Source organism: Primorskyibacter aestuariivivens (assembly GCF_028023675.1).
Classification (GTDB): Bacteria; Pseudomonadota; Alphaproteobacteria; order Rhodobacterales; family Rhodobacteraceae; genus Marinovum; species Marinovum aestuariivivens.
Genome location: NZ_JAQIOZ010000015.1, coordinates 39,722 through 56,280 on the forward strand (window position 1 = coordinate 39,722; position 16,559 = coordinate 56,280).

Consider the following 16,559-nt stretch of genomic DNA (forward strand, 5'->3'; position numbering starts at 1 on the left):
GGGCACCGTGCGAAAAATCACGCACGGTGCCTTTCAACTCTGGCTGGTATTCGCGTGTTCGGCTCAGCCCGACGCCTTGGCCATCCGCTTGCGTTCATGCGGATCGAGATAGCGCTTGCGCAGACGGATCGTGTTGGGCGTCACCTCGACCAGCTCGTCATCGTTGATATAGGCAATCGCCTCTTCCAGGCTCAGCTTCATGGGCGTGGTCAGACGCACGGCTTCGTCCGTTCCCGACGCGCGCACGTTGGTCAGCTTCTTGCCCTTGAGCGGGTTCACTTCCAGATCGTTCTCGCGGCTATGCTCGCCAATGATCATGCCGGTATAGACCTGCTCCTGCGCGCCGATCATCATCTTGCCACGCTCTTCGAGGTTCCACAGCGCATAGGCCACGGAGACGCCGTTCTCCATCGAGATCAGAACGCCCGCGCGACGGCCCGGAATGGACCCTTTATGCGGGGTCCAGCCGTGGAACACGCGGTTCAGAACGCCGGTGCCGCGCGTGTCGGTGAGAAACTCGCCGTGATAGCCAATAAGGCCCCGCGACGGCACATGGGCGATGATCCGGGTCTTGCCCGCGCCTGCGGGGCGCATCTCGACCAGCTCGCCCTTGCGCGTGCCGGTCAGTTTCTCGATCACCGCGCCGGAATAGTCGTCATCCACGTCAATCGTGGCTTCTTCGACCGGCTCCATGGTGACGCCGTCCACCTCTTTCATGATCACCTGCGGACGCGAAATCGACAGCTCGAAGCCTTCGCGGCGCATGTTCTCGATCAGCACGCCCATCTGCAATTCGCCCCGGCCCGAGACTTCGAACGCCTCGCCACCCGGCGTGTCGGCGATCTTGATCGCCACATTGCTTTCCGCCTCTTTATAGAGCCGGTCGCGGATCACGCGGGACTGCACCTTCTTGCCGTCCCGGCCCGCCAGCGGGCTGTCGTTGATGCCAAAGGTCACGGTGATGGTGGGCGGGTCGATGGGCTGGGCATCGAGCGGTTCATCCACCGCAAGGGCACAGATCGTGTCGGCCACGGTCGCCTTGGACATGCCGGCGATGGAGACGATGTCACCGGCCTGCGCCTCTTCGATGTCCTGTTGCGACAGACCCCGGAAGGCCTGAATCTTTGTCACACGGAATTGCTCGATCTTCTGACCGATGCGGCTGAGCGCCTGCACCGTCGCGCCGACCTTGAGCTTGCCCGATTCCACGCGGCCCGTGAGGATACGGCCCACGAACGGGTCCGCGCCCAGCGTCGTGGCCAGCATGCGGAAATCCTCGTCCTGACGCTTGATCTGGCGCGGGGCAGGCACGTGGTTGATGATCAGGTCAAACAGCGCCGTCAGGTCCTTGCGCGGCCCGTCCAGTTCGTGATCGGCCCAGCCGGACCGACCGCTCGCGTACATATGCGGGAAATCGAGCTGATCGTCATCGGCATCGAGCGAGGCAAAGAGATCAAAGCATTCGTCCAGCGCGCGGTCGGGTTCCGCGTCGGGCTTGTCCACCTTGTTCAGCACCACGATGGGGCGCAGGCCCAGCGCCAGCGCCTTGGAGGTCACGAACTTGGTCTGGGGCATTGGGCCTTCGGCCGCGTCCACCAGCAGCACAACGCCATCCACCATCGACAGGATGCGCTCCACCTCGCCGCCGAAATCGGCGTGGCCGGGCGTGTCGACGATATTGATGCGGTGGCCTTTCCACTCAACGCTGGTGGGCTTGGCAAAGATGGTGATGCCGCGTTCACGCTCCAGATCGTTGCTGTCCATGGCGCGCTCTTCCACGGCCTGGTTGGCGCGGAAAGCGCCGGATTGCTTGAGAAGCTCATCCACCAGCGTGGTCTTGCCATGGTCAACGTGAGCGATAATCGCGATATTGCGAAGGTCCATTACGGGCGCACCTTTTGTCTGAAGTTGCGCGCCACCTATCCCCACTGGGCGGGAATGGCCAGACCCTAATGTGTCACGGTCTGCGAGAAGAGCTGCATCACCGCTATTCCGGCCACAATCATGCCCATACCAAGGATCGCGGGCCAGTCGAGCCTTTGGTCAAAGACCACGAATCCGATCACCGCAATGAAGAGAATACCCAGCCCCGACCAAAGCGCATAGGCCACGCCCACCGGGATGACGCGCAGCGACAGTGCCAGCAGGTAGAACGCCACCCCGTAGGCCAGCACGACGATGATCGACGGCACCAGTTTTGAAAACTGCTGGCTGGCCTGCAAAGCGGTGGTGCCGATGGTTTCGGCCGCCACCGCAAGGATCAGGGCAAGATAGGCTGGCATGCTGTACTCCACCGTCAGAAACTATGCCCGGTCCAGAGCTTCTTTGGCTCGAAAATATCCCGGGGTCCGGGGCAGAGCCCCGGTCCGACATCTCACAGAAGCGTCACGCTGGCAAATGAATGGTGAACCGTTTGCGGATCGCGGCATCCGTCACCGGATCAAACCGCGCCGCCGCGCGCTCGGACAGGATCTCTTGCTTGCGCGCGGTGGCGCGTTCAATGAGATCCGGCTTGCCCTTTTCCGCCCATTCCTTGGGCGAGGTGCGGTCGCCCAACGTGGGATAGACGTGATCGCTCTGCATCCGGCCCAGCGTCTGTTCGGTACCAAGGTAATGGCCCGGGCCGCCGATGCAGACCTCGCGGATCTGCTCGACCGCGACGGTCTCGTCATCCACCTCGATGCCGCGCACACAGCGCTGCGCCTGTCCGATGATGTCATCGCCCAGGATCAGGCTTTCATGACAGAACCCCAGAAGCGAGGCATGCATCCCCGCCGCCTCATAGACCATGTTCAGCCCCGACAGCCCGGCCATGACGTTCGAACACATCTGCTCCCATCCCGCCTGCATGTCGGGCAGTTTGCTGTCACAGGCCCCGCCCGCCGCGCCGCCGGGCAGGTCGTAGAAGCGGTGCATCTGCGCGCAGCCCGCGCTGAGCAGCGCCTGTTCCCCCGAGCCCACGGTCATCGCCCCGGTGCGCAGATCCAGCCCAAAGGGCCATGTCCCCACTACCGCCGGATGGCCCGGAGACACGGCGTTGACATAGACCAGCCCGGCCAGGCATTCCGCCAGCCCCTGCACGATGGCGCCCGCCACGGTCGAGGGCGCGGTGGCCCCCGCCATGCCCGCGCTGAGCAAGAGGATCGGCATGCCGCCCTTGATACAGGCCTCCATCACCTGACAGCTTTCCGTGGCGAATTTCATCGGCGGCACGACGAAGCAGTTGGAATTGCTGACAAAAGGCCGCGCGCGCCAGGCCTCTTCGCTGCCCGCCACCATGTGCAGCATCTCCAGCGCGTCGGCCACATAGGACGGATCGGTAAAGGAGGTGCCGACATGTTTCTTGGTGCCCGCGACACAGGCATAAACCGTGTTCAGGTCCATCTCGCGGTTGTCGGTGATGTCCCGCGCCACCATGGGGCGCTGCACGAAGTGGATGTTGTCCAGTTGGTCGGCGATCCGGGCCGCGTCATGCAGGTCTTGCACGGTGCTGTCGCGATATTCGCGCCCATGTACATCGACCAGATGCACCGCCGCGCCCGCGGTGCCGTAATGCACATTGGTGCCCGAGAGCTGCATGTCATGGGCCGGGTCGCGCCCATGCAAAGTGATCGCGCGGTTGGCCTTGGCAATCGTGTCCTCGACCAGCGCGCGGGGAAAGCGCAGCCGGCCATCCTCGCCCAGCACCGCGCCCGCGCCGGTCATATAGGCGATGCCGCTTTCGGGTGCGTCGGCCAGCCCGATTTCCTCAAGCGCCTGCAGCACGGCCTCGTGAATGCGCGCCATGCCCGCCTGTGTCAGCGGTGACAGGGTGCCGCCCGCCATACCGGGGCGGATGGGGCGCAGATGGACGGCCAGTTTCGAGGACCGCGCGGCACGGCGCGCGGAGCGGCCACCGCTGCGGGCGGGTTTGGGGGTGTTTGACAGGTCGGTCATGGGAACGCTCGGATCAGGGGGAAGGGGATGGGCAAAAGCGGAATTTACATTTGCCCCGGCCGCCCCCGCGCGGCGCGTCCGCGGCTCGCCCCGATGGTGCGCTCCACGATCAGATATCTGCACAGATGCTGCGCCATGCGCGTCTCCCCTCGCAACATGTGCCCAGATTGAACGGTTAAAGGGGGTGGTCTGTCCCAATTGCGACAGGATGTCGCTTTCGGACCGGGTGCTTCGTTTTGTTGAGAACACACAAGGGGAAAGTGGCGGAGAGACAGGGATTCGAACCCTGGGTCCCCGTGAAGGGACAACGGTTTTCGAGACCGCCCCGTTCGACCACTCCGGCACCTCTCCGCGGGGGTCTGGGTAGGGGGCGTTTAAAACCCTTTGGGCCGGGGTGCAAGCGCCTTTCGCAACTTTTCTCTGGCTTGCTTTCATCGCGCGTATTTGTGCGTGGCTCTCTTGGAAATGCCCGCCCGGGTCGCTAGGTTCGATCCAAGCCATCTAGGGGACCCGGAGCGGGTCAAGCACGGGGTCAGCCATGTTCCAACGTCATTTCTTTGCCAGCTGTGTTGCCCTGGGCATCAGTGCCACCGGGCTTTGGGCCGAGGACCGGCCCACCGATGCGATCCTTGATCTGCTGTCCTTGCCCCAGACCATCGAGGTGATGCGCAAGGAAGGGTTGTCCTATGGCGCGGAACTGGGCGCGGACATGCTGATGAGCGGTCCCAACAGCGGCTGGTCGGCGACGGTCGAGCGGATCTATGACACCGAACGTATGGAAGAGACCGTGCGCGCAGGCGTTGCCGCCGCATGGGAGGAGGGCCAGGGCGATCTTGAGACGCTGACGGCGTTTTTCGCGGATGACGCGGGCCAGCGTGTCGTGCAGCTAGAGATTTCGGCGCGCGACGCGATGTCGGAAACCGGCATCGAGGAGGCCGCGCGGCTGGCCTGGCGGGTGGAGGCGGACAAACCCGAGGATGAACAGGATCCACGGCTTGAGCTGATCGCGGAATTCGTTGAGAGCAATGACCTGATCGAGGCCAATGTGGTGGGGGCGATGAATTCGTCCTACGCGTTTTATCTGGGCCTTGTCGAAGGCGGGGCCTTTGAGATGACCGAAGAGGACATCCTGCGCGAGGTCTGGTCCACCGAGGCCGAAAACCGTGAGGATACGCGCGAATGGCTCTTTGGCTACATGATGATGTCCTACCGGCCGCTGGAGGTCGAGGCGCTTGCGGCCTATGTGGACATGGCCAAGAGCGAGGACGGACGCGCGCTGAACCGGGCGCTTTTTGCCGGGTTTGACCGGATGTATTCGGATATCTCCTATGCGCTGGGTCTTGCGCTGGCGCAGCAGATGACGGCGCAGGATCTTTGACGCAAGGGCCTGTGGTTATCGGGCTAAGGTGAGGCGATTGGAGCGGAAGGGCGGGAAAGAGCCCGGAGCGGACATTGCCCCGCGCGGAATCAAGGCCGAAGGCCGCCGCGCATCGCGTCGCCATTGTCGCTCGGACCAATGGCGCTCCAATGGCGACCGCCCCCCGGCACGGCGATTTGGCTGCTGCAAGCGCATTTATCTGACCTTTTTCGGATCTTGCAGGCATAAAGCTCTGCCCCACAAACGCTTGATCGCCGCACCGCGGCCCGTCAATGAGCGGCTCACGCACTGGCGATTCCGTCCGCGTTGCCCCCATTCGCCTAACACCATCTGATCCACAGATGTGTCTGCACATCGTTGCGTCCGGTGTCCCAATAAGGGGTTGACTCCGTCGCCCAGTCGCTGAATAAGGCGCGCACCCCGCCGTGGCATCCGCCCCAGCGGGATTTGGTTTTTAATGACGCCCCTGACCGGGCGCGCAGTTCGAGGCGGCAAAAGCCGGAAACGCCGGGGAACCGGGGCCACAGGACGCGGTAGACAAGGAAGAACGAGATGTTCGCAGTCCTCAAGACGGGCGGCAAGCAATACAAGGTTTCGTCGGGCGATACGCTCCGGGTCGAGAAACTGGCTGCCGACGCAGGTGAAAAAGTTCAATTCAACGACGTGCTGATGCTGGGCGGTGACACAACCGTCGTGGGCAGCCCGCTGGTTGATGGCGCCGCCGTTCAGGCCGAAGTGATCGACCAGATCAAGGGTGACAAGGTCATCCACTTCGTCAAGCGCCGCCGTAAGCATTCGTCCAAGCGCACCAAGGGCCATCGTCAGCAACTGACCCTGATCCGCGTGACCGACATCCTCGCCGAAGGCGCGGACAAGTCCGGCGTGAAAGCCGCAATTGGCGCAGGTTCCGTGGCCGGTGTTGCCGCAGCGCCGAAGCCTGCCAAAGCCGCCGAGAAAAAAGCCGACGCGCCCAAAGCCGCTGCTCCGGCAGCGAGCGCAGACGATCTCACAGCCATCACCGGCATTGGTCCGGCGGCTGCCAAGAAACTGGCAGACGCAGGCATCACCAGCTACGCGCAGCTTGCCGGCATCGATGCCGACAGCTTTGACGCGGTCAAGGTGAAGCCGGAATGGATCGAGCAAGCCAAAGAACTCGCGAAATAAGGAGACCCACCCATGGCACATAAAAAAGCAGGCGGTTCCTCCCGCAACGGTCGCGACTCAGCCGGTCGCCGTCTTGGCGTCAAACTCTACGGCGGTCAGCACGCGATCCCCGGCAACATCATCGTGCGTCAGCGCGGCAACAAGTGGTGGCCGGGTGAAGGCGTAGGCGAAGGCAAGGATCACACCATCTTTGCAACCGCCGAAGGCAAAGTGACCTTCCGCAAAGGCTTCAAGGGCCGCACCTTTATTTCCGTGCTTCCAGTGGCGGAGGCCGCCGAGTAAGCCGACCTTAAAGGTTTTGAGAAAAACAGGGGGATCGGCAAACGCCGGTCCCCTTTCTCGTTCCAGTTGTGAAAGGCCCAGATATGTCCGTGGCCGTTGCATCCTACCTGACCTTTGCCGCCAGCCAGATCGGAACCCCCGGTCCGGCCAATATGGCGTTGATGGCGACGGGTGCGCGCTATGGGCTGCGCGCGGCGCTGCCCTTTGTGGCGGGCGTGGCATTGGGCAAGCAACTGGTGATCTGGCCGGTGGGCTTTGGCCTGATGGGGCTGGCGACAGAGGTCCCTTGGCTCTTTGAGGCGCTGAAATGGGCCTGTATCGCCTATATCTGCTGGCTGGCGTGGAAGATCGCGAATCTGCGGCTGCAACCGGGGGAGGAGGCCGCTGCGGCACCCGGATTTGCGGCGGGTTTGCTGGTCCATCCGCTCAATCCCAAGGCCTGGGCGATGATCGTCACGGGGTTTACAACTTTCGTCGAGCCCGGCACGCCCACCTTGCAAGCCACGGCGACAATCGCCATCTGTCTGTTATCCTTGCAGATTATTCTGCACCCGATGTGGACATTTGCCGGTGACCGGATCGCGCGCCTTGTGGCCGGAAAAAGACAAGAAAAATACCTGATGTGGACACTTGCGGCGCTTACCGTCGCCTCCGTCTTCATCGTGCTGTTCAGAGGAGGAACCGCATGACCGCCCAGGAGCATGTCGTTGTGCAACCATTGATCGAAACCCCGCGTGTTGACCTGCGCCCGCTGCGCCGGTCCGATATGGGGCTGATCGAGATGTATGCCTCGGACGAGCGGGTGGCGCGCATGACCACGTCGATCCCGCATCCGGTGCCGCCGGGTCTGACCGAAGCTTTTGTGAACCGCGCCATGTCAGAGGACCGTAACGAAGATGTCTGGGCCATGGACGGCACCAAGCAGGGCGCGTCCGAGGTCATGGGGTTGATCGCGCTGGAGCGCATGGACCGCAATCAAAGCGAAGTCGGGTTCTGGGTGGCGCCGCCATATTGGAATACCGGGCTTGCCTCGGACGCGGTGCGCGCATTGATCGAAGCCAACCCGATGGACAATGACACGATCTTTGCCTCCGTGTTTCAGGATAACCCGGCCTCGGCGCGGGTGCTGACCAATTGTGGGTTTTCCTATGTGGGCGATGCCGAAAGCTATTCGGTGGCGCGCGCGGCGCAGGTGCCGACCTGGACCTATATCTGCAAGATGCGCTAGGGCCTTCGGGCCGGGGCGCTTTTGCGTATTTTCAAAGAGAAGAAGAGCAGGGTGCGTCCCGCCCGACCCCATGGGGGGCTTGAGAGCCGGGCGCGCTTTGTCTATCGCTGACGCGAACAACCCGAGAGGCCCCTCATGAAATTTCTTGATCTCGCCAAGGTCTATATCCGGTCCGGTGCGGGCGGCGGCGGGGCCGTGTCCTTCCGGCGCGAGAAATATATCGAATATGGCGGCCCCGATGGCGGCGATGGCGGCAAGGGCGGCTCGGTCATCATCGAGGCGGTCGAGGGGCTGAACACGCTGATCGACTTCCGCTACCAGCAGCACTTCTTTGCCAAGAACGGCCAGCCCGGCATGGGCAAGCAACGCACCGGCAAGGATGGCGATGATATCGTGCTGCGCGTGCCCGTCGGCACCGAGGTGCTGGACGAGGACGAAGAGACGCTGATCGCCGAGTTGATGGAAGTGGGCGAACGCATCGTTTTGGCCCGGGGCGGCAATGGCGGCTTTGGCAACCTGCATTTCAAGACCGCGACCAATCAGGCCCCGCGCCGCGCCAATCCCGGCCAGCCGGGGGTGGAGCGGACGATCTGGCTTCGGCTCAAGCTGATTGCCGATGCGGGGCTTCTGGGCTTGCCCAATGCGGGCAAATCGACTTTCCTGTCGGCCACGTCCAATGCGCGGCCCAAGATCGCCGATTACCCGTTTACCACGCTGCACCCCAATCTGGGGGTTGTCGGCGTGGATGGCGCGGAATTCGTGGTGGCCGATATTCCCGGTCTGATCGCGGGCGCGCATGAGGGGCGGGGCATTGGCGACAGGTTCCTGGGCCATGTGGAGCGCTGTTCGGTGCTCTTGCATCTGGTGGATGGCACCTCCGAGACGATTGCCGAGGATTACCGGGTGATCATCGGCGAGCTGGAAGCCTATGGCGGGCATCTGGCGGACAAGCCGCGCATCACCGCGCTGAACAAGATCGACGCTTTGGATGATGAGGAACGTGCCGAGGCAAAAGCGACGCTTGAGGCCGAGACAGGCGGGGCTGTCTTCATGATGTCGGGCGTGTCGCGCGAAGGGCTGACCGAAGTGCTGCGTGCGCTGCGCGCCGAGATTTCCGAGGACAAGCTGCGCCAGAAAAAGGCCGATGACGAGGATGAAGGCGCATGGCATCCCTGACAAAAGCCCGGCGTATCGTCATCAAGATCGGTTCTGCGCTTCTGGTGGACAAGGCCAGCGGCGCGCTGAAATCCGATTGGCTCAAGGGGCTGGCCGAGGATGTGGCCTGGCTCAAGCAGACCGCGGATGTGATCCTTGTCTCCTCTGGCTCGATCGCCTTGGGCCGTGGCGCATTGGGCCTGCCCGCGACGGAACTGGCGCTGGAACAATCACAGGCGGCGGCGGCGGTGGGGCAGATCCGGCTGGCGCGCGCCTATGAAGAGGCGCTGGCTCCGCATGGGCTTACGGCGGCGCAGGTGCTGGTGACGCTGGAGGACTCCACCGACCGCCGGCGCTATCTCAATTCGCGGGCGACGCTGGAGACGCTGATCTCATTGGGCGCGGTGCCGATTGTGAATGAAAACGACACGGTCGCCACGGATGAGATCCGCTATGGCGACAATGACCGTATGGCGGCGCAGGTGGCGGCGACGGTGGGGGCCGATGTGCTGGTGCTGCTCTCGGACGTGGACGGGTTCTACAATGGCAACCCGCATCAGGACCCCTCGGCCACGCGGTATGAGGTGATCGAAGAGATCACGCCCGAGATCGAGGCCATGGCGGGCGATGCCGGTTCGGGGCTCAGCAAGGGCGGCATGAAAACCAAGCTGATGGCGGCCAAGACGGCGACAGCGGCGGGATGTGACATGGCGATCACCCATGGGGATGCTCTGCGCCCGCTGAAAGCGCTGGAAGAGGGCGCCAACGCCACATGGTTCACCGCGCATATTGATCCGCACGCGGCGCGCAAACGCTGGATCGCGGCGATGAAACCGCGTGGCGAGGTCACGCTGGACGCCGGTGCCGCGCGCGCCATGCAGGCGGGCAAGAGCCTTTTGCCAGCGGGTGTCAGCGCGGTCTCCGGCACTTTCGGGCGCGGTGATCCAGTGGCGATCCTGGGACCGGACGGGCACAAGCTGGGGCAGGGGCTTACGCGCTATACCGCCGCCGAGACGCGCAGCATCAAAGGGCACCGCTCGGACGAGATCGAGGCGCTTCTGGGCTATCCGGGCCGGGCCGTATTGATCCACCGGGACGACATGGCGCTCTGATCCGCATCTTCTTCTGTTTGAAAATACCTCCGCCGGAGGCATAAAACCTCTGGCACAACGCAAACCAAAGGCCAAAGCGATGAAAGATATCACCGACATCCCCGCTCTCATGACCGATATCGGCGCGCGCGCCAAAGCGGCAGCAAGCGAGTTGGCCTTTGCTCCAGCGGCGCAGAAGCAACAGGCGCTTGAGGCGGCGGCAGACGCGGTCTGGGCCGCGCGCGCGGCGATCATCGAGGCCAATGCCAAGGATATGGCGTTCGGGCGTGGCAAGGGGCTGTCGGATGCGATGATGGACCGGCTGATGCTGGACGAGGCGCGCATTCAGGGCATCGTCGAGGGCTTGCGCGCTGTGGCGGCACAGGATGATCCTGTTGGCGAAGTGATGGCCGAATGGGACCGGCCCACGGGGCTGCATATCAAACGCGTGCGCACGCCGCTGGGCGTTGTGGGCGTGATTTACGAGTCCCGCCCCAATGTGACGGCGGATGCGGGCGCGCTGTGCCTCAAGGCGGGCAATGCGGTGATCCTGCGCGGCGGGTCGGAGAGCTTTCATTCCTCGGGCGCGATTCATGCCGCGCTGGTCGAAGGGCTGAAAGCCGCCGGGCTGCCCGAGGATGCCATTCAACTGGTGCCCACGCGCGATCGGGCGGCGGTGAGCGAAATGCTGACCATGACAGACTATATCGACGTGATCGTGCCGCGCGGTGGCAAGGGGCTTGTGGGGCTGGTGCAGCGCGAGGCGCGGGTGCCGGTCTTTGCCCATCTCGAAGGCATCGTTCATATCTATCTCGATGCGGCGGCCGATCCGGTCAAGGCGCTGGACGTGGTGATGAACGCCAAGACCCGGCGGACGGGGATTTGCGGCGCGGCGGAATGCTTGCTGATCCATCGTGATATCGTCGACACGGTCGGTCAGGGGGTGATCCGGGCGCTGATTGATGCGGGGGTCGAGGTGCGCGCCGACGCGGCGTTGCAAAAGATCCCTGGCACCGTTCCGGCGGGGGACGAGGACTGGGGCTGCGAATATCTCGACAGCATCATTGCCGCCAAGGTGGTGGAGGACGTGGACGGGGCGATTGCCCATATCCGCGATTACAGCTCCAACCACACCGACTGTATCATCACCGAGGATGACGCCGCCGCGGACCGCTTTTTCCAGCGCATCGACAGCGCCATCCTGATGCGCAATGCCTCGACCCAGTTCGCCGATGGCGGTGAGTTCGGTATGGGCGCGGAGATCGGCATTGCCACGGGCAAGATGCATGCGCGCGGGCCGGTCGGCGCGGCGCAGCTGACCAGCTTCAAATACCTCGTGACCGGGGATGGCACGACGCGGGGCTAAAGCGGCGATCAGACCGTCAGGACGATCTCCTCTGCGCTCAGGTGGACAGCCGGGGCGCGGTTCATCGGACTGGCCAGAAGTGGCAACATCGCGAATTGTACTTCGGCGGGGCTGAAATTCAGCTCCGTCGCATCGTTTGGCAGGGCGCGGGTCAGAGCGGCCATTTCATTCCAGACCGCATTAAGGGAATTGGTCATGCGATGACCGGTGGCCGTCAGTCGCCATCTGTCCTCGTCACGGGCGCAGGTGATCTGACCGCCATGGGGGATCGTCGTTTCAAGGCATTGCAAGGCAAGGAAGGCAAGCTGCACCTCCTGCCGGGGCTGGTCACCCGAGACTTTCCAATGCACGTTGATCCGGCCGCCGATATAGGTGCCGTCAAGGATCGTGCGGCATTCGGTTTCCGACACGCGGGATGCGTTATTGGCAAAGCCAAAGGCGATACGGAACAGGCGGATACGGGCATTGGCGTTGCTGCAGCTTTCCGAGATCAGCGACAGTTCAGGACTCGTATCGCTGGCCCCGCCAAGGCTCATCAGTTCCAACCCGTTCGAAATGGCGCCCACGGGGCTGATCAGGTCGTGGCAGATGCGCGAGGCTATCAGCGCGGCCAGTTTTGGCGTATGCAGGGTCATGACAAGCTCCCGGAGGCGTGACGGATGAATGATTTCAATGCTTTGCTGGAGCCCGGCAACCTCGTGCGGCATCCCGGCCAGCCGGATTGGGGGGTGGGGCAGGTCCAGTCGAATATCGGTGGCAAGATCACTGTCAATTTCCGCGAAGCTGGCAAAGTTGTGGTTGATGGCAGCCAGATCGCGCTGGAACTGGTCTATGACGACTAGGCTAGCCGCAAAGTGGTTAACACAACTTTAAGTCGTGCCTTGGGGTAGCATGGGACCGAGGCGCAAATTGTCCGGCTTGTTGTCAAGCGCGGCTTCAACGCCTAAGACACGCGCAGCTTGGAAAGGCGCGCGATGATCCGCAATACACCAGACTTTTCGGTCCGCCTGGCACAGGATGACGCCGACCTGCGCGCGGCGCAGGCGCTGCGGTATCGCGTCTTTGTGCAGGAGCTGGGTGGCGGCGGCGCGATGGTGGATCACGAGGCCGGGCTGGAGCGCGACCGGTTCGATCCGTTTTTCGATCACCTGCTGCTGTTTGATCATGCCCGCGACACGGACCCGGTGGTGGGCGTTTACCGCGTATTGCGCGATGATCAGGCGGAGCGGGCCGGGCAATTCTATTCCGACGATGAATATGACCTGAGCGCGCTGCGGGCCACTGGCCGGAGGTTGATGGAACTGGGGCGGTCCTGCCTGCATGAAGACTATCGCGGCGGCACGGCGATGATGCATCTGTGGCAGGGGCTGGTCGAGTATGTGCAGGCGCACGGGATCGAGGTTCTGTTTGGCGTGGCCAGCTTTCACGGTACCGACGCAACGGCCTTGGCGCAGCCGCTGTCGCTGCTCTATCACAAGCATCTGGCGCCCGATGAGCTGCGCGTGCGGGCGCGCGACGCGCATCGGCAGGAAATGAACCTGTTGCCGCCCGATCAGATCGACCGCAAGGCGGCGATGTTGCAGACCCCGGCGCTGATCAAGGCCTATCTGCGGTTGGGGGGCTGTGTCGGCGATGGGGCGTGGATTGATCACGCGTTCAACACCACCGATGTCTGTCTGGTGATGGATACCGACCGCATGAACGCGCGGCAGCGGCAGATTTATACCGGCGAAAGGGCGGCGACATGAGCCCGACGTGGAGAGGGGATGACCCGCCGCCGCTACCCCTGCCGAAAGCTGTGGGCGACTGGCTTCGGGTGCTGCGGCGGGGTGTGCCGATGATCCTGCTTATCATGCTGGGACTGCTGGTGAAATTCCTGCTGCGGATCGTGGAATACCCGCTTTTTGGCCTGCGCCGCCCGGTGACGCCGGTGATTACCACATGGGTCTGCCGCGGGGCGCTGCGGCTCATGGGAGTGCGGTTGGTTGTGCGTGGGCGGCCGATGACGCATCGCGGCGCGACGGTGGCCAATCATGCGTCGTGGCTGGATATTTTCGTATTGAACGCGACGCGGCAACTGTATTTCGTGTCCAAGTCCGAGGTGGCGCAATGGCCCGGCATTGGCTGGCTGGCGCGGGCGACCGGGACGCTGTTTATTTCGCGCGATCCAAGGCAGGCCAAGGCGCAGGCCGAACAGTTCCGCGAACGGCTGTTGGCGGGGCATCAGCTGTTGTTTTTCCCCGAAGGCACGTCGACCGATACGCTGCGCGTGCTGCCGTTCAAGCCGACGCTGTTCGCGGCGTTCTTTGATGAGGAACTGCGCCATGCGATGCATATTCAGCCGGTGAGCGTGGCCTATCACCCGCCCGAGGGGGAGAGCGCGCGCTATTACGGCTGGTGGGGGGATATGGATTTCGGGCCGCATCTTCTGGCGATGCTGGCCACGCCGCGGCACGGGTCCGTGGAGGTGGTGTTCCATCCGCCGGTGCGGGTGGATGACAGCCCGAACCGCAAGACATTGGCGCGCGAGGTGGAAGAGACCGTGCGCGCCGGGTTGCAGGCGGCGCGCCATGGGGTCGTGGCGGAGTAGTGGCTTAGAGCGTGCCGCGTTCATTCGCATTCACGCGCCCCGCTCCAAGCTGTTGATAACGCATGTCCGAGGAGCGCAAAACCGGTGCCCACTTTTGCGCGACATGCTCTAGCCGCCGGTCATGGCGGCGTGAAATGCCTTGAGCGTCGCGGCGGGGTCTTCGCTGTCCCAGATCTCGTCACCGATGCCGAAGAAATCACTCACCGGGGCCAGTGCGCGGATGGTGTCGGCGTCCAGCGCGCCTTCGGCCACCACGGGGACCTCGATCATCTCGGACCACCACTGGAACAACTCGGCTTCGGCGCGGCTGCCATCGCCAAGGGCATTGTCGCCCACGGGGCCGAAACAGACGTAGTCCGCCCCCGCTTCGCCCGCGTTCATGCCGTCATGGCGCGAGGTGCCGGAGAACACGCCGACAATCGCATCTTCGCCAAGTGTCTTGCGCGCAGCGCGCACGCCGTGGGACCCGCCGGGCAGGTGCACCCCGTCCAGACCCAGCCGTTCGGCCAGCACCACATGGGTGTCGATCACCAGCGCGATGTCGCGGGCATGGGTGATCTCGCGCATCATGTCGGCGGCGCGGGAAATCGTGTCCTCGTCATGGCTGGCCAGAGCAAGCCGGACACAGGCCACCGGCGCCGCATCAAGAACGGCGGACAAGCTTTTGCCAAAGCTCGACAATTCAAAGGCGGGCGGTGTGATCAGGTAAATCTGGGGATGCTCGATCTCGGCCATGTCGCGCTCCGCTTGAGGGGTGTTTGCCGTGCTATAGCCGGGAATGACCGGCTTGGCTACTTCGGGGCAAGCGTATCCACGAATTCCACCGCCAAGGCAAGCAGGCCCTTGCGGGTGTCATCGCGGCCCAGATCGTCTTCGTACAGCTCGATCATGCCGCCCATGGGCCGCCCGGTAAAGGCCATGGGCTGGGCACCGGGGATGGCCAGCGCGGCCTCGGCCCGGTCCTTGCCCACGCGGTACATCAGCCCGCGTTTGTGCACACCGCAGAGCATGTTGCCCGCCATCATGAAACACAGCCCGCCGAACATGCGGCGTTCGTCCAACTCGTCGGCGCGGGGGCCAAGGGCGGCACCGAGGTCTTCGCGCAACAGCGTTTCATGTCCGGGATCATAGGCCATGGCGAGAGTTTAGCCGTTGCGGCGGTCCGAGGGAATTGTCTTGTGCCTCCGCGCATCGTAAAGGGCGGGCCATGAGCAAAACGCAGACATACCGCCCGCAACCCGCCATGATCCTCGTCCGCCCGCAGATGGGCGAGAATATCGGGGGGGCGGCGCGTGCCATGTGGAATTTCGGTTTGGACCGGATGCGGGTGGTGGCCCCGCGCGATGGTTGGCCGAATGAAAAAGCCGTGGCCATGGCGTCGGGAGCGGGGCGGCTCCTGGATGAGGCGGGGCATTTTGCCAGCACGGCCGAGGCGGTGGGCGATTGCCACTATGTCTTTGCCACCACGGCGCGGCAGCGCGGGCTGACCAAACCGGTGGTGAGCCCGGAACGCGCCATGCAGATGGCGGCGGAAAAGATCGCTGCGGGCGAAAAGGTGGCGGTGCTTTTCGGGCCGGAACGCGCGGGGTTGGAAAATGACGATATTGCACTGGCCAATGCGATCATCTCGGTGCCGGTGAACCCGGATTTCCCATCGCTCAACCTGGCGCAGTGCGTGCTGCTGACGAGCTATGAATGGCGGCGGGCCAGCGAAGAGATCACCCATGAAGTGGTGGAAATGGCCCGCCGGGTTGATTGGGCCAATGGGGTTGAGATGGAAAAGCTGGCTGCGCATTACGAGGAGCGGCTGGATGAGGCAGGGTTTTTCTTTCCTCCGGCCAAGGCCGAGGGCATGAAGATCAACCTGCGCAACCTTTGGAGCCGGATGCAGCTCACCCGGGCGGATGTGCAGATGCTGCACGGGATCATGCGGCAGATGGTGCGCTGGAAGGAAAAAGCGGCCCCCAAAGATAAGGCGGACTGACCTTTCGGTCAGCCCGCCCGGGTGATCCGGTCCGACGGGGAGGGTGCGGGACCCGGATCAGTAGCTGTAATGCTTCTTTTTGTACTTCTTCTTGGGCTGGTAGTGGCATTCGTGGTTCTGCAGGTACTTGGCAGAGACCCAGTAGTAATGGCCCTTGTACTTGATTTTCGCCCAGCCGTGCTTGTAGCCGACCACGTGCACTTTGGTGCAGGAGCGCAGCACGCCATAGACATCGTAATGGGTGCCGGGGCCGGAGCGGGCATTGAGCGTGATGCCATATTCGACCCAATAGGCGGTGGCCGATGCGGCGGTTGCGGTGACAGTGGTGCCTGCGGCGAGAATAGCGGCAATAAGCAGTTTCTTCATGACTTGGTCCTCCAAGATG

General features: G+C 63.4%; 19 protein-coding genes and 1 tRNA gene. 12 read left to right on the plus strand and 8 right to left on the minus strand.

The genetic code is table 11. The annotated features are described in order from the left end of the window. Nucleotides 1–63 precede the first annotated feature (63 nt). The 4 genes from typA to PGB28_RS15150 form a co-directional block, all read right to left on the minus strand. Nucleotides 64–1,884: a translational GTPase TypA gene (gene typA / locus PGB28_RS15135; RefSeq protein WP_271422361.1), complete on the minus strand. Its 1,821-nt coding sequence runs from the start codon at nt 1,882–1,884 to the stop codon at nt 64–66. A 65-nt stretch (nt 1,885–1,949) separates the two neighbouring features. Then, nucleotides 1,950–2,282 carry a DMT family transporter gene (locus PGB28_RS15140; RefSeq protein WP_271422362.1) on the minus strand — a complete coding sequence of 111 codons (333 nt, stop codon included), beginning with the start codon at nt 2,280–2,282 and terminating at the stop codon, nt 1,950–1,952. Nucleotides 2,283–2,385: 103 nt separating this feature from the next. Further along, nucleotides 2,386–3,936, minus strand: coding sequence for a trimethylamine methyltransferase family protein (locus tag PGB28_RS15145; RefSeq protein ID WP_271422363.1), 1,551 nt, complete (start codon nt 3,934–3,936; stop codon nt 2,386–2,388). 261 nt (nt 3,937–4,197) lie between these two features. Beyond that, a tRNA-Ser gene (locus tag PGB28_RS15150) sits at nt 4,198–4,287 on the minus strand. A gap of 187 nt (nt 4,288–4,474) precedes the next feature. Between PGB28_RS15150 and PGB28_RS15155 the strand changes: the two genes are divergently transcribed. From PGB28_RS15155 to PGB28_RS15190, 8 genes are all read left to right on the plus strand, one after another. Then, the gene (locus tag PGB28_RS15155; RefSeq protein WP_271422364.1) at nt 4,475–5,314 is read left to right on the plus strand and encodes a DUF2059 domain-containing protein; all 840 of its coding nucleotides are present in this window, start codon (nt 4,475–4,477) and stop codon (nt 5,312–5,314) included. Nucleotides 5,315–5,866: 552 nt separating this feature from the next. Next, nucleotides 5,867–6,478: a 50S ribosomal protein L21 gene (locus tag PGB28_RS15160; protein WP_271422365.1), complete on the plus strand. Its 612-nt coding sequence runs from the start codon at nt 5,867–5,869 to the stop codon at nt 6,476–6,478. A 12-nt stretch (nt 6,479–6,490) separates the two neighbouring features. Further along, nucleotides 6,491–6,760: a 50S ribosomal protein L27 gene (gene rpmA, locus PGB28_RS15165; RefSeq protein WP_271422366.1), complete on the plus strand. Its 270-nt coding sequence runs from the start codon at nt 6,491–6,493 to the stop codon at nt 6,758–6,760. Nucleotides 6,761–6,843: 83 nt separating this feature from the next. Next, entirely contained in the window at nt 6,844–7,449 is a 606-nt protein-coding gene (locus tag PGB28_RS15170) for a LysE family translocator (RefSeq protein WP_271422367.1), read from the plus strand. Next, nucleotides 7,446–7,988 carry a GNAT family N-acetyltransferase gene (locus tag PGB28_RS15175; protein ID WP_271422368.1) on the plus strand — a complete coding sequence of 181 codons (543 nt, stop codon included), beginning with the start codon at nt 7,446–7,448 and terminating at the stop codon, nt 7,986–7,988. The genes PGB28_RS15170 and PGB28_RS15175 overlap by 4 nt, the downstream gene beginning before the upstream one ends. Nucleotides 7,989–8,123: 135 nt before the next feature. Continuing rightward, entirely contained in the window at nt 8,124–9,164 is a 1,041-nt protein-coding gene (gene obgE / locus PGB28_RS15180; RefSeq protein ID WP_271422369.1) for a GTPase ObgE, read from the plus strand. Then, complete coding sequence (gene proB / locus PGB28_RS15185) at nt 9,152–10,255, plus strand: glutamate 5-kinase (protein WP_271422370.1); 1,104 nt, start codon at nt 9,152–9,154, stop codon at nt 10,253–10,255. The genes obgE and proB overlap by 13 nt, the downstream gene beginning before the upstream one ends. 79 nt (nt 10,256–10,334) lie before the next feature. Continuing rightward, nucleotides 10,335–11,600: a glutamate-5-semialdehyde dehydrogenase gene (locus tag PGB28_RS15190; RefSeq protein WP_271422371.1), complete on the plus strand. Its 1,266-nt coding sequence runs from the start codon at nt 10,335–10,337 to the stop codon at nt 11,598–11,600. An 8-nt stretch (nt 11,601–11,608) separates the two neighbouring features. Here PGB28_RS15190 and PGB28_RS15195 read toward each other — a convergent pair whose 3' ends face one another. Further along, entirely contained in the window at nt 11,609–12,235 is a 627-nt protein-coding gene (locus tag PGB28_RS15195) for a histidine phosphotransferase family protein (RefSeq protein WP_271422372.1), read from the minus strand. A gap of 24 nt (nt 12,236–12,259) precedes the next feature. On the opposite strand from PGB28_RS15195, the gene PGB28_RS15200 reads away from it, so the two are divergent. The 3 genes from PGB28_RS15200 (at nt 12,260) to PGB28_RS15210 (ending at nt 14,190) form a co-directional block, all read left to right on the plus strand. Beyond that, entirely contained in the window at nt 12,260–12,442 is a 183-nt protein-coding gene (locus tag PGB28_RS15200; RefSeq protein ID WP_271422373.1) for a DUF3553 domain-containing protein, read from the plus strand. A 132-nt stretch (nt 12,443–12,574) separates the two neighbouring features. Further along, the gene (locus PGB28_RS15205; protein ID WP_271422374.1) at nt 12,575–13,348 is read left to right on the plus strand and encodes a GNAT family N-acetyltransferase; all 774 of its coding nucleotides are present in this window, start codon (nt 12,575–12,577) and stop codon (nt 13,346–13,348) included. After that, entirely contained in the window at nt 13,345–14,190 is an 846-nt protein-coding gene (locus tag PGB28_RS15210; RefSeq protein ID WP_271422375.1) for a lysophospholipid acyltransferase family protein, read from the plus strand. The genes PGB28_RS15205 and PGB28_RS15210 overlap by 4 nt, the downstream gene beginning before the upstream one ends. A 108-nt stretch (nt 14,191–14,298) precedes the next feature. Here PGB28_RS15210 and PGB28_RS15215 read toward each other — a convergent pair whose 3' ends face one another. Continuing rightward, nucleotides 14,299–14,925, minus strand: a complete 627-nt coding sequence (locus PGB28_RS15215) for a thiamine phosphate synthase (RefSeq protein ID WP_271422376.1) — start codon at nt 14,923–14,925, stop codon at nt 14,299–14,301. Between the two features lie 56 nt (nt 14,926–14,981). Then, on the minus strand, nt 14,982–15,326 hold the full coding sequence (locus tag PGB28_RS15220; protein WP_271422377.1) for a TfoX/Sxy family protein: 345 nt from the start codon (nt 15,324–15,326) through the stop codon (nt 14,982–14,984). A gap of 71 nt (nt 15,327–15,397) precedes the next feature. Between PGB28_RS15220 and PGB28_RS15225 the strand changes: the two genes are divergently transcribed. Further along, on the plus strand, nt 15,398–16,174 hold the full coding sequence (locus tag PGB28_RS15225) for an RNA methyltransferase (RefSeq protein ID WP_271422378.1): 777 nt from the start codon (nt 15,398–15,400) through the stop codon (nt 16,172–16,174). 57 nt (nt 16,175–16,231) lie between these two features. On the opposite strand, the gene PGB28_RS15230 is transcribed toward PGB28_RS15225, so the two are convergent. Beyond that, nucleotides 16,232–16,540: an SH3 domain-containing protein gene (locus PGB28_RS15230; RefSeq protein ID WP_271422379.1), complete on the minus strand. Its 309-nt coding sequence runs from the start codon at nt 16,538–16,540 to the stop codon at nt 16,232–16,234. Between the last annotated feature and the right edge of the window lie 19 nt (nt 16,541–16,559).